The sequence below is a fragment of the Stappia indica genome (assembly GCF_001696535.1).
GTDB classification, from domain to species: domain Bacteria; phylum Pseudomonadota; class Alphaproteobacteria; order Rhizobiales; family Stappiaceae; genus Stappia; species Stappia indica.
Window position 1 is genome coordinate 155,750 of the sequence record NZ_MBQE01000005.1, and the last position, 19,072, is coordinate 174,821.

A 19,072-nucleotide genomic window follows, 5' to 3' on the forward strand; every position below is an offset into this window, starting at 1 on the left:
AGCCCCATCCATGGTCGGCGCACTCGTCCCCGTCTTCTTCGGCCTGCTCGTTTTCGGCCTGCCCATCTTTGCCGCCCTGGCGCTGTCGGTCGCAGCCGCGCTCTATTTCTGGGGCGGCCTCGATCCCGTGCTCGTGCCGATGCGCATGTTCTCAGGCATGAACAACTTCTCGCTGATGTCGATCCCGTTCTTCATCCTGGCGGCCGAGCTGATGCGCATCGGCGGCCTGTCGGAACGGCTGATCAACCTGGCGCGCGCCATCGTCGGATGGCTGCCGGGCGGCCTTGCCGCCGCCGCCGTCGTCGCCTGCCTGATGTTCGGATCGATCTCCGGCTCCAGCCCGGCGACGGTGATCGCCATCGGCTCGATCCTCTATCCGGCGATGGTCAAGGCGGGCTACGACAAGTACTTCTCCATCGGCCTGATCACCACCGCCGGCACGCTCGGCCCCATCGTGCCGCCGTCCATCGCGCTGATCATCTACGGCTCGGTCACCGGCACCTCGGTCGGCAAGCTGTTCGCCGCCGGCCTGCTGCCGGCGCTGCTGATCGGCGGCATCCTGATCGCCTATGCCAGCTGGTATTCGGCGCGCAAGGGATACCCGCGCGACGCGATGCCGACCATCGCCAGCATCTGGGCGGCCCTGACGCAGGCGGCCTGGGGCCTCGGCCTGCCGTTCATCCTGCTCGGCGGCATCTATTCGGGCGTCTTCACGCCGACCGAGGCGGCGGCCGCGGCCTGTCTCTACGGCTGGCTGGTCGGCGCGGTGGTCTACCGGACCATCTCGCTCAAGGACACGCTGGTGGTGCTGCGCAACACCGGCCTGATCTCCGGCCCCTTGCTGCTGATCACCGCCGGCGCCTCGGCCTTCTCCTGGCTGCTGGCGAGCTCCGGCACGCCGGCGCAGCTGGCGAGCTTCATCCTCAGCGACACCAGCAACTCCATCGTGGTCATGCTGCTGTTCAACCTGATCCTGCTGGTGGCCGGCTGCTTCCTCGACAGCGCCTCGGCGATCATCATCCTCGGCCCGCTGATGATGCCCATCGCGGCGCAGGTCGGCGTCGACCCGATCCATTTCGGCATCATCATGCTGGTCAACCTGTCGGTCGGCATGCTGACCCCGCCCGTCGGGCTCAACCTGTTCGTGGCCATGGGCGTCGCCAACATGAAGCTGGGTGAGATCTTCCGCGCCGCCCTGCCGACGATCGCGCTGATGCTGGTGGCGCTGGTGATCCTGACCTACGTGCCGTTCTTCAGCATGCTGCTGCCGAACACGTTCTTCTAGGCAGGCACGTTTCCAGGCACGCCCGCGCGGGCCCCGCAACCGGCGAAGCGACTGCCCCCAACACCAACCAGCGCGCATGGGACCATGTGCGCTGGTTTTGGTTTTTGGGGGGGGGTGCTGCTGAGGCCGGTCGACAAGTCGAGGATGCAAGCGGAGATCGAGCGCCCTCATCTTTGTCGTTCAGCCTCGCATCAAGGCTCGTCACTCGAATATCTTGGCGATTGCGGCTTGTTCGGCCTCCTCCCATCGACGCACGTCCTTGGTCACCTTCTCGATCTCTGCATCGCTGAGGTGGTGCGCACCGTCCTGGTCGATACGACACAGACTGAATGGCTTGCCGACGCTGGGGGAGGTAAGGTCGAGCGCTTCCAGGACACGCAGGACGGCCGCGCAACCGAAGCGCAGCGACCGCTCGGTCAAATGGAAGTGGGACAGAAGCGAGCCGGCTTGCTGTGCCATGGCCGCACCGCTGCCGATCGCGTGGAAGCCGATATCGCCGTAGTGCCCGATCATGCCGGAGGGCGTTATCTCGACAATCCACGGCTCTCCCTTGCGCCATCCGGCCGCCATCACGTAGGCCGACGGCGAGCCGCCGTCTTCTTCGCCCGGCACGTCCGGGATGAACGTGTCGTAGTGATGGCGCAGGATCGGGAGGACCTGTTCCTGCATCGCGCGGCCGATATCCGGGGCCTCCAGAATGGCCGCACTGTTTTCGTTGAAACAGTTTTCGACCTCGACCAGCACCGATCGCGCGCCACTGCCGCCCCAAGCCGCCAGCTCGCCCAAAGGGTGCAGCTTCTGGGCCGGATATGTCATGCCTCTCCCCTTGTCCGTGATCTGCGAGTCGGAGCCGAGCACGACTCCATCCTGGCAAACGGTGGCAAGCACGACGGTCATGATTTCGATCCTCTCAGGTCGTGTGGTCCGGAAAATCCGGCCGGATACGCAGTGGCCGCAGCTCGCTTCCATGCGATGCAGACAGCAGTCGTAGGCGACTGGAACGATCCGTTTTCCTCTCCACTTCAGGTGCAAGGAGAACGGGCGCGGAACCGGATCGTTCCCGCATTGCGCAATCCGAAGGGGGCGGAAGGTTCGAACCCGATAGGACGGTTTGCCGTCTACACGCGGTCCGGGCGGCGCTTTTTTGGGGATGGGCGTGCTGCTGCGGCCTGTCCGACGGCGCATTCGCTCAACGCGTCATCGACTGGACCCTGGAGCTGCCTTCTGAGAGCCACTGCTTGACGAAGTCGAACGAGGCGGTTGCCGGGGCGACCCAGAAATTCTCGGGGTCGCTCTGGTGTGGATGCTCGGCAAAGAAGATGAAAATCGAAATGTCTATCGTCTTGTCCCAGACCCAACCATCGCACGCGCGCCCGGTAGAGCAGTTCAGGAAAGCCAACATGTCCCCATTGTTGTATTCCTGAAAAAACGTGCTTCTTCTAAGACTTTCCAGGTTTCTGAAGTCTCTGGTGGAGCGGGGCCCCTCCGAACTGCTGATGTCTGTCTGCTCGATCTGGAATTGCACGATATAGCTTTCGCTGTCGTTCTCTGCGCGCTGAACGGTGAGAGGCGAGTTGGAGCCCAGGTTGCAAGCGACGGGGTCGCGAGATGGCCACCAGAACGAAAAACCGACAGAGCGGGAAAAAGACGTGACAAGTCTCGGGTTGAATGTGCCGGTCTTGGGATCAAAGCCTGATCGGGCAGAATTCCTTGCCAGGGCTCTGAGATAATCTTCCATCCTGAATTTTTCTTCGCCCCTGGAGATCTCCCAGGGGTTGATATAGCCGTTCGGGGCAGCCAGCCATTTGCCGCGGTACCAGAGGAGACGAGCCTCGTCGCTCCTGTTTTTCGACTGGTTGCTGCATGTATCATCAAGACGTTTTGGCTTGATGTATCTGATGCCTGCAGTGTCCGATTGGCCGTAAGCTGCCGTCGACATGTGAATGGCGATCAACAACAGAGCTGTCTTGGCGGGGAAATATCGCTGCATGCCTCAGTCTTACAGAGGCTCGCACGCCCACGCCAGAGCCCTCCTGATTGAGGAAGGAGAGTGGCAGCGATGGGGTGGGGTCTTTGCCCGTCCGCTTCTGGGCGGCGAAATAAGAAAGCGGCCATTCCGACTTGGCTTGCCACTGGTAGTCTTCCTTCAGCACGCCTCCGTCGGCGGTAATTTGGCCAGTAGGTCAGTTAAATTCTTATTGGTGCTATAGATATAGCTGGCACTTTCCGGCCTCCCCCGCAGCATGATAGTCACGCTCTTGTTGTAAAAATTTGGGGCGAATCATGAGGCGGGTAATCTATCGGACACTTGTCGCGTTGGACCGGTTCTTCAACAGCGCGATCCGCATTCAGGGGGATCCACTCACCGGTGTAAGTGTTTCGCTCATTTACAAGGGCACTCAACAGTCACTCGATGAGCGCTTGGCGAAAATTGATGTTGCGCGGGAAAACCTTGCCGAAGCACTGCGAGCTATGGATGAGATTCGCGACCAAGCGAAGGACAACAAGAATGCACTGGAGGCCTTGAACCGAGAGCTTGAAGGCACCTCGCGAGAGAAAGAGAACGCGGCGAAAGAAATCGAAACTCTTCGAAGCCTTGCGCAATTAGATGTCGAAACCGTTCGCCGAGCGCTTGGCGTTCCGACCACGCGGCGGAGGGTGGTGGAATTGAGCTTCTCATTTGTCCTCGGCATTATCGCTTCACTCGCCGCTGCCTGGATTTGGCGCCTGATCGGAGGCTAGCAGATCGGGGTTTTCGCGAGTGTTGCCGATCACCTCACGTTGTTGCGGAGGACCGGGACGAGCCTCTGATCAAGTAGCTTCGATGTTCACCGCTAGCGGGCCGCTATGGGGGGGAAGCAGCCGTTGCGACCTCAAGATTTAGCGATTTGGGTGTAGCTTCGGCGATTTCGCGCGCCAATTGGTATCTGGCGCCGCTCGCCGGCTCTGCCGCGTTAAATCTAAAAAATCGGGAAACTGCCGAGAGACCAATCCCTCGATACGGTTTCCCGTCTACATGCGCTCCGGGCGTGCGCCTTGAACCACTCGGCCACCTCTCCGCAGTCCGTCCGGTGGGGCTCTCGGCGGTCGGCTTTCCGCGAAGGCTTTGCTATAGCTGGGGTAGGGGAGGCAGGGGCCTCCTTCAGGATGTCGCGGCGCTGCAAGGGGTGCCTGGTTGAGGTGCGGATGCGGTTTGCTACCCTCTTTCTGATGACGATTGCCGTCTGGCTGTCCTCGGCAGCTCAGGCGTGGGAAGCTCAGGCGAGCGCCAAGGATACCGAGACATGGCTGCGCCTCTCGGAACGCTGTCGCATGGCCATCGAGCAAGGCGAGAGGTTGGATACGCAGGGGCTGGACGATCTCGGGCCTTCGATCCGGCGCGTGCCGCCTCTCATGATAGAGGGTCTGGCCGAGCCTGCGAGGCACGGACATGAAGTGCGCCAGCACAGCTGGCAGCAGGACGGTTCTTCATTCGTGGCGGTGAAAGAGGAATATCCCGGCGGGCGGCGGTCCTGCGCGATCCGGCTGGCTCCGGGCATGCCAGCCGTGACGGCGGTCGAGGAGGCGGATTTCGTTTCCGCGTTTCTTCAGAAGCGCCAAGCGCTCATTGCGGCCGGGGCCCACGAGGAAAGGAACCCTGACCCCATCTTCTCGACCAATCTTGGCGTGGGGCCAATTGCGCGCAGCGCCAGCGGCTGCCGGATAATCTCCGGTCTGCAAATCGAGACGAGGCCCGGCCGAGAGCCGTTTTTCAACTCTTTCAGCGCTGAGCAAGCGGGATGCTCGCTGCCGCGCTGAGCCAAGCGCGCAGGGTTGGTGTGGCGGCTGCGCGCGAATGAAAACGGCGGGAAGGGTTCGCAAGGCCAAGGGCCGTCCGAGCTGATGCGAGGCCCCGACTGGAGCGAAGCCCGGAGTCAGAGAATGACGGAGGGTTCGGGAAGCCGTTCGAATGTGCTGCCCAGCGGGCTACCGCCCGTCGGCACTATCGCTCGATAACTGGCTGATCAGGGGAAAATGGCGGAGACGGATGGAGAAACTTTAAACTCTCTGTTCGACGTTCTGGCCGACTGGAACCACCAGCTTAAGCACGCAAAAGTCGATTTCGGGGGACCGCGCCCATGACCGGTCTTTCCCGCAACACCGGGCCGCGCCGTCGCGCCCCGGTGTCCATCCGCTTTTCAGAATCTGAACGCGCCGCGCTCGTGGCGCGTGCCGGTTCCCGTCCGGTCTCGACCTATATCAAGGGCATCCTATTCGGTGGCGGGGTGCCGCCGCGCCGTGAGGCGCGAAGCATCGCGCCTGACCGCGAATTGCTGGGCCGTGTACTTGCCGCGCTCGGCCAGTCCCAGTTGGGTGACAGCCTGTCGCGCCTCGCACGGCTGGCGGAGACCGGGGTGCTGTATTGCGACCCGGAGACTCTGGCGGGGCTGCGCCGGGCCAGCGACGACCTACGCGCCGTGCGCGTGATGCTGATGCAGGCGTTGGGGAAGGAGCCGGATCCCAACCCGTCCGATGCGTTCAACGATGCTGCCGGGAGGGTCAGACAATCCTCCTACGCCAAAGGCTACGGAGGACGATCGTGATCCTTGTCGGCTCCCAACGCGGCGGCGCGGGGAACCTCGCCCGCCACCTGATGAACGCCGTGGAGAACGAACACGTCACCGTGCAGGAGTTGCGCGGCTTCGTGGCGGACACTCTGCCGGGCGCGCTCGCGGAAGCGCACGCGATCTCCAAGGCAACGCAGTGCCAGCAATTCATGTTCTCGCTCAGTCTGAACCCGCCCAAGGGTCAGGATACGACGGTGGAGGACATGATGCTTGCCGCCGATCAGGCCGAGGCGAAGCTTGGCCTGTCCGGCCAGCCGCGCGCGGTCGTGGTACATGAGAAGAAGGGCAGACGGCATGTTCATGTCGTCTGGTCGCGCATTGATGCGGACTCGATGAAGGCCATCAACCTGCCCTTCTTCAAACAGCGCCTCGCTGCGCTATCAAAGGAACTTTACCTAGACCATGGCTGGGCGCTGCCGGACGGCCACAGGGAGAATGGCTGGAAGAACCCGCTCAACTTCACCATGGCGGAATGGCAGCAGGCCAAGCGCATTGGTCTCGACCCGCGCGAGGTGAAGCAGATCTTCCAGACTGCTTGGCGGCAATCGGATTCGATGCCTGCGTTTCGGGCGGCGCTGGAAGAGCGCGGCTACTGGCTGGCAAAGGGTGACCGTCGCGGCTTCGTCGCGATGGATATCAACGGCGAAGTCTTCTCCATCGCGCGCTGGACGGGCGTGAAGACGAAAGAGGTCAATCAACGCCTCGGCGATCCGGAGAAACTTCCCAGCGTCGAACAGGTGAAAGCGTCCGTCCATGCGCGCCTGACCAGCCGCGTGCGTGAATACATCGCCGAGGGCCGGGAAACGCAGGCGAAAGAGCTTGCGCCGGAGGTCCATGCCCTGCGCGAGATGGTGAAGGCGCATCGCCAGGAACGCGCGCTGCTGGAGAAGAAGCTTCAAGCCCGTCAGCTTGCGGAAACCAAGGAACGTTCGGCGCGGCTGCACAAGGGGATTCGCGGTGTCTGGGAACTCCTGACCGGCAAGGCCCGCGCCATCAGGCGGCGGAACGAGAAAGAGGCGTTCGACGGATATCGCCGCGACACGGCGCAGCGCGAAGCACTCTTCACGGCCCAGTCCAGGGAAAAGCAGGCGCTGCACACGCGCATCGCCGCGATGCGCGCGCGTCAACGCGCGGAGCGCATGCAGCTCGCGGGCAGGCTCGCCGATGTTCTGCGCATGACCGATCCCAACCGAACCCCGCAACGTGCGCGCTCACCGCGCCTTGAACTCGAACTGTAGGAGGATGAAATGAACAAGCCTCTCAGCCCCCGCATCATCAATGGACAGATCATCCCGCCGCCGCGCGCTCTCGTGCCCGCGCGCAAAAAGACACCGACGACACAGGACAGGCCGCGTAGCGGCATTCCGCTTGGCACCGCGCGCTGGCACGACCTCGCGCCATCGGATCGCTACCAGCCGGGAGACTTCTATCTTGGCTACGGTCCCGAGGGCCAGCCGGTGGGGTTTCGCGATGACCGGCATGTGCTGATTGTCTGCGGCAATCGCGGCGGCAAGGGCGTGTCATATCTGGTGCCCAATCTGCTCACCTGGCCCGGCTCGGTGCTGGTGATCGACCCCAAGGGCGAGAACGCGATGGTCACGGCGCGCCGCCGTGGCCGGGGCTCGGCCTATGCCAAAGGCATGGGTCAGAGCGTGCATATTCTTGACCCCTACGGCGAGGTCGCCGTGCCGGGTGAGGATTTCTCGGGATACCGCAAGCGGTTCAACCCGCTGGACCTCCTGGGTGCGAATGAACCCGAATCCGTCGTCATCGCGGGTCGCATTGCCGAGTCCCTTGTCCAGGTGGAGCGGTCCAACGATCCGTTCTGGGAGGAATCGGCGCGGACGCTTGATCGGGATTTGTGTCTGCATATCGCAAGCAGTCCGGACTATTCGTCTCAAGAACGCAATCTCATCACAGTGCGCAAATTGTTGCGCGGCGGTGACCGCAAACGGGAGGAACTGGCGCGGCTGCTGGAAGAGGACAGTAAGCTCACTTCCGGCTTCGAGCTACTGTTCGACGCGATGAAGCGAAGCACGGCGTTCGGCGGTGTGGTGGCGGAAGGCGGCGCTTACTATCTCGACCAGTTGCACAACGCGCCGCGCACGCTGGCGGGTGTCATCTCGACGGCGGCGCGGTCGCTGGATTTCCTTGATGATCCGCAAATGCGCGCCTGCACCAGCGCCTCGGATTTCTGCCTGTCTGAATTGAAGACCAATCCCAAGGGTGTCAGCCTTTTTGTCTGCCTGCCGCAACGCATGGCAGACACGCATTACGGCTGGTTGCGCATGCTGGCCGCGCTCACCATCGGCGAGATGGAGCGCACGCGCGGCCAGCCCGCGAGCGGGCATCCGGTGCTGATGGTGATGGATGAGTTTCCTGCGCTACGGCGCATGCGCGTCATCGAGAATGCCGCCGCTCAAATCGCCGGGTTCGGCGTGAAGATGGTGTTCGTTGCGCAAACGCTGGCGCAGCTCAAGGATATCTACAAGGACAACTGGGAGACGATGGTCGCGAATGCGGGCGTGAAGATCTTCTTCGGCAACGAGGACCAGTTCACGCGCGACTATGCCTCCAAACTCGCGGGCGACACGGAAACCGTGCGCACCGCCTATAGCGGCAGTGGCACCGAGGGTTGGAGTGAAACCCAGTCGCGTTCCTCCACGGTGGGCGAGTCCACCAGCTTCACGTCCGGACATTCCGGCAGCATCGGTCCGGGCGGCGGGCAGAGTGTCAACAGCAGTGTCACGGTCGGAAGTTCCGGAAGCTTCACCCACGGCAGTTCACAAGGTCGCAGCGGATCCCAAACCAGGGGTTATGCCGAGAGCGTCCACAAGCGCCCGCTGGTCGCGCCCGGTGAGATTGGCCAGCTCTTTGGCAATCGCGACAAGCCAATGGCGCTCGTCATTGCCTCGGGCTGGAATCCGCTGGCGGTGAAGCGGCTGGAATATTACCGCGAGAAGAGCTGGCGCGGTCTTTATGACCGCCACCGCGACCATCCCGCGCCGGTCACGCTCGCGGCGCTGCCGAAGCTGATTGCCGACGAGGACCGCGCGAAGCGTGAGGCGGCGGAACGGCGCGAACGCGAAGCACGGGAGAAGGTAGAGCGCGAACAGCGCGAAGCTTGGCAGAAGGAATGGGAGCGTGCGCATCGGTGGAACAAACGCATGGAAACGCTGCGCGCTGCCGAGTTGCAACGCCGCAAGAGGTACATCAATGCCGCGATTGGGACAGCCAAATGCGTGATGATTATCGGCGCTGGCGGTCTTTTTGGCCTCATCACAAGTGTGGTTTCGGATTACGGGTGGGCGTATTTCATTCGCTGAAAGCACGGCCTACACAGCTCATTAGGCGAGAAAGATGCCGGGGGATGCGGTCTCCCGGCATCAGCGTTTAACGAAAAGCGCGCTCGAAATTGCGATGCCACATTTCGTCCTCTCCTAAGTCGCGTGGGGTGGTTTCGCGGATGGCAAGTTCCCAGAAGGCATCGGCATCCTCCGGCTCCCAGCCCATATACGATACGAGAATGGCCTCGATCGCCTGCCGGGTGAGCACGACGGTTTCCCGCCGTTCTCGGTTGCCGTTCGCGGCTCTCATCGCACACCTGCTATCAGGTCAGGTTGTTCGGCGTTCTCAGCGGGCGGTACTTCGCGCAGGCAGATGCGGCCAATCACCGGGTATGAATCGAACACCAGGTTGAGGCCCTTGCCGTCTTTGTTGGCCCATCCGGCACCCACGCGGATCCAGCGGGCTTTGTCGTCATTGCCAATGACCTGAAAAATGGTGTGGGTCGGCGGTTTGGGTTTTCTGTTCTCGTTCATGATCGTCTCCTTTTGTTTCGGCCCGGCACGATGCCCGGCCTTATGGGGACGATGAGGCCGCGTCCGTTGGGCGCGGGTCATACCGGCAACACGGTCCTTCGCCCTGCGGGCTTCGGACCGCAGGCGGTAGGAGTGGTGCGGGCAGCCGGTTGACCCATAGCGCCCCGGCGCGGCCAGACCCCATGCCCAAAGGCCGGTCATGCCGTGGCCGTCGATACGGAGACGTTGAAGGGAACCGTCCAACCGCCGCGAATCTCAGCCACTTTTCTGGTGAAGAACAGCGACCGGTAGCCGGGAAACGCGCGGAAAACCGGGCCTCAGGCAAAGGTCGTTGATCCATTGTTTCGATCATCGCTACACTGCCCGAAGCACGCCGCGACTGGCGGGCTGAACGAAACGGAGCACGATGTTCGATGACAGTTATGCACGCTTAGGCAGGTTACTCAGTCTCGCCGCGGTACCGCTGACCATCGGCCTTGTGCCAACCCCTGCGCTCGCGGACTGCGTCAATCCGACTGCCCCGGAAGGCCGGCTTGTCTACAATGCGACGCACAAGATCGCGCAGGTCTGCGACGGCACGAACTGGATCAGCCTGGGTGGCAGTGGCAGTGGAGGGGGGATTTCCACCGCTGGCAACGATACCGAGATCATCTTTAATGACGGCGGTATCCTGAGCGGCAATCCAAGCTTCGTATTTGATAAGACAAATATTCGCCTTGGTATTGGAACCGCTACGCCGAGCGAGTCTGTCGATGTCACCGGCGTTGTGACGGCTGATGGCCTTACGCTCAAGTCAGTTGCTGCCGATCCTCCATTGTCGTCATCGCTGGGGCTCGGCGATCTCGCAGATGTCGACACGTCTGGCGCGGCGGACGGCCTTATCCTCAAGTACAATGGTGGCACCAGCACATGGGAGGCAGCGAGCGACGCGACGGGCGGCGGCGGTTCCTCCCTGTGGACGGCGGCGGGTTCAGATATTTATTATGACAGCGGCAACGTCGGCATCGGGACGACTAATCCGACCTACAAACTGGATGTGAATGGCACGGTACGCATAGGCCCCTATTCCGAGTTGGGTTCCACGCGGCTGTACGTATCCGATGATGCTTTAGGGCGGGCTATCAGCATTTTGTCCTATGATGGCAATGGGGCGGGCGTGATTGGCACAACCGGAGAGGCAGGTGCCGACAATGGGTTCGTGCTCAATGCATATAGAGGAGGTGGCAAGATCTCGTTTCAGGTAAATGGCACCGAGAGAATGCGTGTCACGAACGTCGGCAACGTCGGCATCGGCACAACCTCACCCGCATCCGCACTCCATGTAGTGGGAGCCGAGAATGATGGGACAAATGCTGCGCTGCGCGTTCAAAGCGGTACACAGATCATGATTTTAGATGGAAATGAAATTGATACTATAGGGTCTACCAATACTCTTTCTGTTCAAGGCAACAACGCTGGAAACGTCACCTTAGTCAATGGCGGTGGAAAGGTGGGAGTCGGGACGACAAACCCAACAGAAAAACTGACAGTCTCCGGCAATCTTTCTGTTGCCGATATCTCGTCTACTCAAGCGCAGTTCGACATCATCAACTCGTCAGGCAATGGCATTGCTATCAATGGTTCTAATGGCAACGTTGACATCGGTGGAACCGCTGCGCCGAACAAGCTGACTGTAACGGGCCCAGGAGATATTACGGCTGCCAACACGGGTGGTGGCCTGCTCTTACAGGATAACGCTGGTACCGCTTCAGGCTGGAAACTGCGTCTTGATGTCAATGAGATGCAGTCGGCAAATAATGGTAACGCAGCGAGTTTTACTATAAACCCGTTTGGCGGCAACGTGGCCATAGGCTCCGCCAGTGGCAGTTCCGCCAATCTTACTTTTGTGGGTTCCAGCACGACTTGTGCCATCGGCAATGGTACGGGAAACACGAGCTGCACCTCCGATCGCCGGTTGAAAGATAATGTTCAGCCTTTGGACGGGGCGCTGGTGAAAATAGGCGCGCTCAAAGGCGTTACCTTTGTTTGGAAGAAGGAGCCGGGCATCCGCCGCATCGGCCTCATCGCGCAAAACGTCGAACGCGTCTTCCCAGAAGTGGTGGAGACCGATGCGGAGACCGGCATGAAATCGGTCGCCTATGCCTCGCTCGTCGCACCGCTGGTGGAAGCGGTAAAGGAACTGAAGGCAGACAATGACACTCTCCGGAGCGAACACGATGCGGCACTCCGCGCGCTTCGCGCAGAACTTGATGCCCTGAAATCCTCCCTCGGGCGCTAACCCCACATCTTCTCGGCCATTTCGCGTTCCTCTGGTCCGGTGGCTTGCAGGTAGATCGCGGTGGTTTCCATGCGGGCATGTCCCATCCATTTCTGAACCATGCTGATGGGCACGCCGGAACGTATGGCGTGGAGACCAAATCCGTGCCGAAGTCCCTTGGGTGTCGCGTGAACCCCGCCGTGAACATCTGCTTCCCGCATCATGTCCTTGATGAGCGTCCAGGCCCGGCTGCGGGAGAGCGCCCATAGCTTGCGGTCCGGGCGGTTGCTGTCGATGCCGTGCACGCAGACCAAATCCCGGATGAGGTCCGGCGGCACCGGAATCTCGCGAATGACCAGACAACCCCGGCGCTTGAGCGTGCGCACGGCGACGAACCCGGCCTCGACCTCGATGCAGCGTTCGGTGAGCGCCAGCGCCTCGGATATGCGGCACCCAGTCCATGCCAGCACGAGGCACAGCGTGCGCAGCTCGGCGCGGCCGCATCGCGCGGCGGCATCCAGAAACCGCGTCCGCTCGGCTTGTGTCAGATATTTGCGTTGACCCGTGTGCGAATACAGGCTGGCCGCCTGCGCGCGGACAAAGCCCATCCCGTCCCCCTTCACCGGCATCCGGCCCGGCTTGATCAGGTGCGACGCGACAGTTTTGCCTATTTCGTTGAGTGTCCGGCCAACGTGTTGGGATTCCTGCCCTTTCGCGTGGCCATAGCTAGAATTCGTAGCAATTTCTTAAGCATCGCGCAACCCGAAACCCGCCCAATTCCGCCATTCGCGACAGAATAGGCAAGTCAGTCGCGCGGTTTCATTGAATGTCCAAAGTAAAACGGGGCCTCGTGCAACCAATCGCCGGGGCTCTTTTGATTCCGATGCCGGGACATAAGGGAGAACGCCATGTCCGATCAGGAAGCAGCCCGCCGCCAGGCGGAAGAAGACCATCGCCGCAATCAGCAGACCCAGATTGCGACCGAGCAGCAAATCAGCAGCTCGGTCGTGAGGGAGGCGTACAACGCCGAACTCGCCTATCGCCGAAGCCAATCCGGCAATAACTGACAAACCGACCACGAAACCCGCCCCGGCAGACATGCCGGGGCGGTCGTTTGTCCAACCATGGGAGCCGCCCTGATGAATCCCCGCTTCGCAGCCGCACTCGCGGCCCTGAACCTCGCCGTTCCGCCCGCATTCGCCGCCGAGCCGGATTATCCGCCGGTGCTTGCGCCGCTGGATGCGAGCGCCACTCTGCCCGACGGCGTGTCCTTCGACACGCTTGGTCTCAGCCTTGGCATGTCGATTGAGGAGGCCACCGCCATTCTCACGGATCTGGCGCAGGGCACACCACTCAAGGAAAACTCCGCGCTCGCGGGTGTTGGCGACAACCGGGGCAATGTCTTTCGCTTCAAATACGATATCTGGCGCATGGCGGAGTTCACGGCGGCGGATGGTTCGCGCGAGCAGGTGACCGTGACCTTCACCACGAATGTCAACGAAGCACGTGCCGTTCGGATTGAACGCCGTGTCCAGTATCTTGGCGACCAGCTTGGCGATGCTGACGCGTTCATCGCAGCCCTGACCGGGAAATTCGGTGCGCAGTCATGGCGGGAGGACTTCTTCGGCACACGCGTTTACTGGATGTGGTTTGACGGCGCACGGCAGGAGCCGCGACCGGAGTTCAGCCACAAGGTCCGTCACCAGCACGAGGACACCGCCGCCGTTTGCATTGACGATGTCAACATGGCGTTGGGCTATCAATACGGCAGTGACGAGCGCGGTCCCGGCTGTGGTCCCATCATTGAAGTGCAGATTGACCATCCCGCGCGGGCCGACCTGATGCGCGGCGTTTCCATCCGGCTGATCGATTACGAGCGTCATAACAAAAACCGCCGCGACACTGATGCGTGGGCACTGGCGGAGTTCGAGAAGATGATGGCGAGCCAATCCGGCACGACACCTAAGCTGTAGGCGCGAGCGTGAGCGAGCCGCAATCCGGGAACGCGCGGCCTCAGCGCGGGCCTGGGTTGATTGCCATCAATTTATTGGAGGAAGATTTAGCACGCGGCGAGAGGTCCTGCCCAATACGCGGGCGGCTGGTTCTCCCAATTTGTACATCGCACCGGTAAACGCGCCAGCGCACAGGATAAACGTAGCTGCGCTTGCTACGCCGCCATATTCGGGCATAGCTTGTGAGGCAAAATGCGCTGCGATGGCGCTGCCTCTCAAGGCCGGGAGGCCCGTCGCGTAAGCGCTGGCTATTACCGAAGCGACAAGAAGATGTTCAGCACACTCTTCGCGGAAACGATACTCCTTTTCCGTCAGAGATTTACCGGATCGCGTAGTAAATTCTTTTATTACATCTGCCATTTATCCTCGATTGCTCGAATGGTTAAGGAATATTAGCAATATATATAATGGAGATGTCAAATAATGACGGTTGGCGATGAGGAGGGGAAGGTCGAAGAGGCTCCAGATTCTTGGGAGATTCTCTCTCAGCAAACGAGAGAATTCGTATGGAACGTGCACAAGGAGGCGGATTCTCTTATTCACGCTCGGATGCAGACATTCGTGACTTTCGAGGCATCGCTGATTGGAGCGCTGTTCACGATCGTCATCTTGTCAAAAGACCCGACTCAATCCTGGTATTTCAAGGCCATTGTCGTACTGGCCGGCTTGCTCACCTGTGCGGCGTTTCTTTTTTTGAATCGCCGTATTATCAACGGCGTGATTCAGTTGAAGCAAGAATACCTGTTGAAGAGCACGGTCTACAGAAAATTCTATGGGAGCGCGCCGCCCGGATACATTTTGCCAAGATACTTGCCAGTGCTTTTTGCGGGGCTCTGGGTGGTGCTGGGCTTCGCAACGCTCCTTCCGCTGCCTGATGCATGGCGGCACTGATTCAGAATGAGCGGGCGGCGCGCAGCGCCGCCGCATTTTTCCTAGAACAGCGTTAGCTGCCGGGATTTCTCGACATAGGCTTTCCATTCGCGGCTTTCGGCGGCGTAGTCGAGCCAGTCGAGGGCGAACGCTACCGGCCCGCCCATCGCCGCGACATCGGCGCAGGGCGCGATACCGGATTTGTAGCCGGTCTCGCTGACGGGGAGCGGAACGCGGTTATCGGACATGACTTCCATCTGGCCGATGGGCAAGTCGTCATCGGTGAGGCCGTCACGCCATGTGATGGTGAGACCGATGCCCTGCCATTCGGCGCGGAAGGTTTGCAGCGGGTTCATGCGGCCTCCGCTTGGCTGTCGGGTTGCAGACCGGCAAGGAAATCCGACGCGCGCTGTGCATGTGCCGCCGCCGAGAATATCGCGCGCTTGTCCTCTTTCAGGACTTTCAGCCATGAGGCGATATAGCTGGCATGCTCGCCGCGCGGGTTGGGCGCGATGTCCAGTCCCGCCAACACGAAGGCCGCGCCGAGTTCGGCGACCAGCTCCTCCATTGCATAGCCCGCGTCACCCCAACGCTTGCGGCCAAGATCCCGGTCGAGGCGCGACTTGTGCCGCGTCCAGTGGGACAGCTCGTGAATGAGGGTGGCGTAATAGCTTTCCGGGTCGCGGAACGCCTCGAAGGGCGGCATGCGCACGACATCACTGCCGACATTGTAGGACGCGATGCCGCCGCCGTGGTGGATATCGGCGCGGGTTGCGTTCACAAAGGCATCGGCATGGGCGATGCGGCGAATGACATCCTCACGCGGCGCTGACTGCGCGTAATACTGCGCGGGAAGTCCTTCGACCTGCTCGACGTTGAACACGGTATAACCCTTCATAAAGGGGATGGACCGTTCCAGTTCCTCGCCGGTCGATGCGTCTTCCTCGGTGCGGGTCAGGGTGGAGGCATAGACGACCAGACTGCCATGCTCGCCCTTGCGCACATGCCCGCCCAGTTCTCTTGCCTGCTTGAAGGTCATCCAGACGGGCGCGACATAACCTCGTGCGACGGCTTCGCCCCAGAGCATCAGGACATTGACGCCGCGATACGGCACACCATTCGCCCGCAAGGGCCGGGTGATGCGCCCGGCTGCGTGCTCGACATTCCAAGGCTGGTGCCACGGCTTCACGCCCGCCTCAAGGGCAGCGATGATTGAGGAAGTCACACGTTCATAAACATCAGGTTTCATTGCCTTTTCTCCAGTTGATAGTGGGTTGCGCATGCAACCGACTAGCCAAGCGGCAATGAGCGGGGGGTTGGCCGTCACAGGCCGGAAACCGCAGGGATGGCGCGGGCCGGAAGCCGAACGAAGTGAAGGCGAACTACACGGCCCGGCGGTTTCCGCCCGAAGCCCAAGCGGAGGGTTCAGCCTTGACGGCCTGGGGGACGCAGTCCCCAATCAACGAGAAGAAGGTCAGCCAAAGGCTGTCAGTGATGATGCGCGAGGGATGGAAGCCCCCTGCCTCCGCAGGGGCAGGCTGCGGCGGAGACGGTCTGCCGGCTCCGTTCACGACAGCCGGGTCGGCGCAAACCGACGCGCTATTGTGGTTCCCGACTTCTGCGCCAAGATCGTATGATGCAAGGACTTTACCGGGGGCAAAGATGGACGACGCTGCAGCAAATAAAGATGAAGATCCGTATGCAAACGATCCCTTCTTCAAGATGGTGGACGATTCTGACTGGAATGCCTGCATCGGCAGACAGGGTGAGGAAGAAAATTATGTCGATGGCTACATCGAAGCCGCGATAGAGCTTGTTGGCGCGGTCATCGAGAAGCAGCAGTTCGGCAAGCGCGACACGCTTGTCCTGCCGATCCTCTACAATGCGCGGCATTCCATCGAGCTTGCGCTGAAGTTCGCGACTGACAGGCTGGTCGCGGTGCGGTTGGTCCCCACGGCCGGGAAGCGCGATCACGACATCAAGGCCTATTGGGAGCGGCTTCACGGCGCTGCGATTGGCGACGAGATGCTCTCGCACACCATTGCGGCCCTGTGGCCTTTCATCGAAAGCCTTGCGCGTATCGATTCAGACGGTCAGGAGCTGCGCTATCACAAGAACCGTGACGACGATCGCAGCATGGCGGATTATGCGCTTGCCAATCTGAAAGTCATTCAAGCCAGCCTGGCCGAACTGAAAACACTTATCGATGACTTGCAGTATCGGACGGTGGATTTCCTCCACGAGCATAAGACTGGTTCCCACACCAACCGCTGCTCAAGGCGCGATTTGCTGGCCATCGCGCGGATCATGCCGCGCCGGGAGATGTGGAACACAGCAGAGTTCGATCAACAAAAGGCAGAAGTGATGCAGCGCTTCGGCCTTGGCAGCCGGCAGTTCTCGCTCGCGCTCGATAAAATTCAGAAGAACCGGGAGATGCGGGCCATATTGGGCATGGAGAGTCCACTCCTCCACCTGTCAGATGACGACATCGTTGGTGTCATCACGCAGTGGCGGCATCTGCATCCAAAGCGGGAACAGCCACAGAGTGGCGTTCTGGGGACTGACTACTTTAGGATCGAACGCTTCGAGGCGATGGAACATCACCTCTCGACACTTCGCGATGTCATCAAGGAGCTTGAACAGCAGCTGTCACCGGAGAAGCTGGCCGATCTGGAAACGGTCTATTACCTTGGACGCGACCGCAATTTTCCAGAGTATTACGAGGAATTGGTTGGGAGGAAGCAACGGGAACACGCTGCCGCGAAAAACCCGCAGGAAGAAATTCGACATCTATTGGAGAAGACCAATTTATTGAATTCCATTCGAGCGGGTGCCCTGACACTCGGACGCGTCGCGCTGGCGGACCGTCTTGGGGGGCTCTAATGCCGGCAAGGTGACATAGGTTGAGGACGTTCAAAAAACATCGATCCGCTCTTCGTCAAGCCATACCTCCGGCCGGATTCCTGTGGCGTTTTCATGTTTTCCGAAGGTGCGCCGGATGTTCGATAAGCTATTGAACACCGACCAAAGAAGAGAGCGGCGAGTAGCATAGTACTCTGCTGAGAACCTGTCAGTGCTGAAGGTGTGGGCCGGTGCCTGACGTTCCCGACGGACCTTGCGCAGCGGAGCGATAATAACTTCGCGAAACGCATCCTTGTCCTCCCACATGACTTCGTGGAGCAGCCACTCTTCGAGAAGACTTAACGAGCCCTTGCGGCGTACCTCAATCTTTCCGTCCTCGCGGATAGATTCGGTCTCAAGGGGGACCTTTCCGTCGAAGAACTTGATATTGATGCTGTCGGAAAGAAGTTTGTCCAGTGCCATCACGAAGCGATCATAGTTTTCGCTGGTGGGACGTAGGAACGTGGTGAGATCAATCGGTACGTCGGCAACGGCCAATTCTCGGAAAAGCGCAGTGCCCCAGATTGCCTGAGACATTCTGTTGATGAGGTCCATTTCCTTGACGATGGCGTAGCGGATGGAGCGGTTCTTCCAAAATTCGCCGAGGATGCTGGACTGATAGTACTGTTCGCACATGCGGACACCGTCCGGGACCTCGTAACTCTTCCAGTACTGCTGGTGTTCGGGCGAAAGGCGCGAGAGGTATCGCAGGTACACGACCAGATGCGGTACAAGTTCGTCACGGAAACCAAGTCCGAAGGTCTGTAGCGAAACCTTGTCGCGCTCAGGGAATCGTTCATCGCTGAACGCATCATCGCGGATCGACATTCGGCCCATATAGTCGTTGAATTGGACAAGGTAACGCGGATCGTTGCGGTAACGCTCCAGGGCCGCCATGTCGAACGCCCGAAAGGCGAGCTGCGCTTCGCCTAGGACGAGTGCCCTTGTGAAAGGCCGGTCATTCCAATTTGAGACATCAACACGCTTCTCGATTTCATCCGCGACCGGGTAGATGGCAACTTGATCGAGTGAATCGCTGTCGAGAAGCGCGAGCTGTTTTCCGGTCGGCAGGTCAGGATACCGCTTGATATGCATGTTCTGGTCGTGGCGGGAGAAAACGCAGGAAATGCGTCCTTCTGAGATGAGTTGGCTAAGGTGCGACCTTAACCGGGCTTCATCGCTCTCGATGTTCAGCAAGGTTGCTGCGATCAACCCATTGAAGGAGTCCGCTCTGGCGCTGTCAATGTATGCGGCTGTAATATCGTCTAGTATCTGTTCGGTGGTCATGATCATATAGTTCTCTTTGGATGAATCAGATC

Annotated in this window: 19 protein-coding genes; 11 read left to right on the forward strand and 8 right to left on the reverse strand. The window is 60.4% G+C overall.

All coding sequences use genetic code 11. From position 1 onward, the window contains the following. Nucleotides 1-10: 10 nt before the first annotated feature. Nucleotides 11-1,285 (forward strand): TRAP transporter large permease, encoded by a 1,275-nt coding sequence (locus BBX35_RS18185; protein ID WP_067223092.1) that lies wholly within the window; start codon nt 11-13, stop codon nt 1,283-1,285. Nucleotides 1,286-1,486: 201 nt separating this feature from the next. On the opposite strand, the gene BBX35_RS18190 is transcribed toward BBX35_RS18185, so the two are convergent. Both BBX35_RS18190 and BBX35_RS18195 read right to left on the reverse strand, forming a co-directional pair. Further along, nucleotides 1,487-2,182 carry an Ntn hydrolase family protein gene (locus BBX35_RS18190; RefSeq protein WP_067223095.1) on the reverse strand — a complete coding sequence of 232 codons (696 nt, stop codon included), beginning with the start codon at nt 2,180-2,182 and terminating at the stop codon, nt 1,487-1,489. Between the two features lie 292 nt (nt 2,183-2,474). Next, nucleotides 2,475-3,275 carry a hypothetical protein gene (locus tag BBX35_RS18195; RefSeq protein ID WP_067223096.1) on the reverse strand — a complete coding sequence of 267 codons (801 nt, stop codon included), beginning with the start codon at nt 3,273-3,275 and terminating at the stop codon, nt 2,475-2,477. 326 nt (nt 3,276-3,601) lie between these two features. Here BBX35_RS18195 and BBX35_RS18200 point away from each other — a divergent pair, with 326 nt between their 5' ends. The 5 genes from BBX35_RS18200 (at nt 3,602) to BBX35_RS18220 (ending at nt 9,218) form a co-directional block, all read left to right on the forward strand. After that, nucleotides 3,602-4,027 (forward strand): hypothetical protein, encoded by a 426-nt coding sequence (locus BBX35_RS18200; protein ID WP_141687893.1) that lies wholly within the window; start codon nt 3,602-3,604, stop codon nt 4,025-4,027. Between the two features lie 444 nt (nt 4,028-4,471). Continuing rightward, nucleotides 4,472-5,083, forward strand: a complete 612-nt coding sequence (locus BBX35_RS18205; protein WP_067223952.1) for a hypothetical protein — start codon at nt 4,472-4,474, stop codon at nt 5,081-5,083. Between the two features lie 320 nt (nt 5,084-5,403). Continuing rightward, nucleotides 5,404-5,868: a hypothetical protein gene (locus tag BBX35_RS18210; protein ID WP_067223100.1), complete on the forward strand. Its 465-nt coding sequence runs from the start codon at nt 5,404-5,406 to the stop codon at nt 5,866-5,868. Next, a complete protein-coding gene (locus BBX35_RS18215) occupies nt 5,865-7,130 on the forward strand; it encodes a relaxase/mobilization nuclease domain-containing protein (RefSeq protein ID WP_067223103.1) in 1,266 nt (421 codons plus the stop codon). The genes BBX35_RS18210 and BBX35_RS18215 overlap by 4 nt, the downstream gene beginning before the upstream one ends. Before the next feature lie 9 nt (nt 7,131-7,139). Further along, the gene (locus tag BBX35_RS18220) at nt 7,140-9,218 is read left to right on the forward strand and encodes a type IV secretory system conjugative DNA transfer family protein (protein ID WP_067223106.1); all 2,079 of its coding nucleotides are present in this window, start codon (nt 7,140-7,142) and stop codon (nt 9,216-9,218) included. A gap of 67 nt (nt 9,219-9,285) precedes the next feature. Here BBX35_RS18220 and BBX35_RS23475 read toward each other — a convergent pair whose 3' ends face one another. Further along, nucleotides 9,286-9,489, reverse strand: a complete 204-nt coding sequence (locus BBX35_RS23475; RefSeq protein ID WP_141687894.1) for a hypothetical protein — start codon at nt 9,487-9,489, stop codon at nt 9,286-9,288. Next, entirely contained in the window at nt 9,486-9,713 is a 228-nt protein-coding gene (locus tag BBX35_RS18225) for a hypothetical protein (RefSeq protein WP_067223109.1), read from the reverse strand. Before BBX35_RS18225 ends, BBX35_RS23475 begins: the two co-directional genes overlap by 4 nt. A 406-nt stretch (nt 9,714-10,119) precedes the next feature. On the opposite strand from BBX35_RS18225, the gene BBX35_RS23120 reads away from it, so the two are divergent. Then, nucleotides 10,120-11,991, forward strand: coding sequence for a tail fiber domain-containing protein (locus BBX35_RS23120; protein ID WP_083206421.1), 1,872 nt, complete (start codon nt 10,120-10,122; stop codon nt 11,989-11,991). On the opposite strand, the gene BBX35_RS18235 is transcribed toward BBX35_RS23120, so the two are convergent. Beyond that, nucleotides 11,988-12,578 (reverse strand): tyrosine-type recombinase/integrase, encoded by a 591-nt coding sequence (locus BBX35_RS18235; RefSeq protein WP_067223955.1) that lies wholly within the window; start codon nt 12,576-12,578, stop codon nt 11,988-11,990. The two genes, BBX35_RS23120 and BBX35_RS18235, sit on opposite strands and share 4 nt — an antisense overlap. Nucleotides 12,579-12,878: 300 nt before the next feature. Here BBX35_RS18235 and BBX35_RS23715 point away from each other — a divergent pair, with 300 nt between their 5' ends. The 3 genes from BBX35_RS23715 to BBX35_RS18245 all read left to right on the forward strand — a co-directional run bounded on the left by BBX35_RS23715 (nt 12,879) and on the right by BBX35_RS18245 (nt 14,873). Further along, nucleotides 12,879-13,037 (forward strand): hypothetical protein, encoded by a 159-nt coding sequence (locus tag BBX35_RS23715; protein WP_171901490.1) that lies wholly within the window; start codon nt 12,879-12,881, stop codon nt 13,035-13,037. 72 nt (nt 13,038-13,109) lie between these two features. Next, nucleotides 13,110-13,943 carry a hypothetical protein gene (locus tag BBX35_RS18240; protein ID WP_141687895.1) on the forward strand — a complete coding sequence of 278 codons (834 nt, stop codon included), beginning with the start codon at nt 13,110-13,112 and terminating at the stop codon, nt 13,941-13,943. 462 nt (nt 13,944-14,405) lie between these two features. Next, nucleotides 14,406-14,873, forward strand: coding sequence for a hypothetical protein (locus BBX35_RS18245; protein ID WP_067223117.1), 468 nt, complete (start codon nt 14,406-14,408; stop codon nt 14,871-14,873). A 41-nt stretch (nt 14,874-14,914) separates the two neighbouring features. Here the strand turns inward: BBX35_RS18245 and BBX35_RS18250 are convergent, their stop codons facing one another. Both BBX35_RS18250 and BBX35_RS18255 read right to left on the reverse strand, forming a co-directional pair. Continuing rightward, nucleotides 14,915-15,208 (reverse strand): hypothetical protein, encoded by a 294-nt coding sequence (locus BBX35_RS18250; RefSeq protein WP_067223119.1) that lies wholly within the window; start codon nt 15,206-15,208, stop codon nt 14,915-14,917. Further along, nucleotides 15,205-16,101: an ArdC family protein gene (locus BBX35_RS18255; RefSeq protein ID WP_067223121.1), complete on the reverse strand. Its 897-nt coding sequence runs from the start codon at nt 16,099-16,101 to the stop codon at nt 15,205-15,207. Before BBX35_RS18255 ends, BBX35_RS18250 begins: the two co-directional genes overlap by 4 nt. A gap of 413 nt (nt 16,102-16,514) precedes the next feature. Between BBX35_RS18255 and BBX35_RS18260 the strand changes: the two genes are divergently transcribed. Next, a complete protein-coding gene (locus BBX35_RS18260) occupies nt 16,515-17,735 on the forward strand; it encodes a hypothetical protein (protein WP_067223123.1) in 1,221 nt (406 codons plus the stop codon). A gap of 30 nt (nt 17,736-17,765) precedes the next feature. On the opposite strand, the gene BBX35_RS18265 is transcribed toward BBX35_RS18260, so the two are convergent. Further along, on the reverse strand, nt 17,766-19,046 hold the full coding sequence (locus BBX35_RS18265; RefSeq protein ID WP_067223126.1) for a hypothetical protein: 1,281 nt from the start codon (nt 19,044-19,046) through the stop codon (nt 17,766-17,768). Nucleotides 19,047-19,072: the final 26 nt, after the last annotated feature.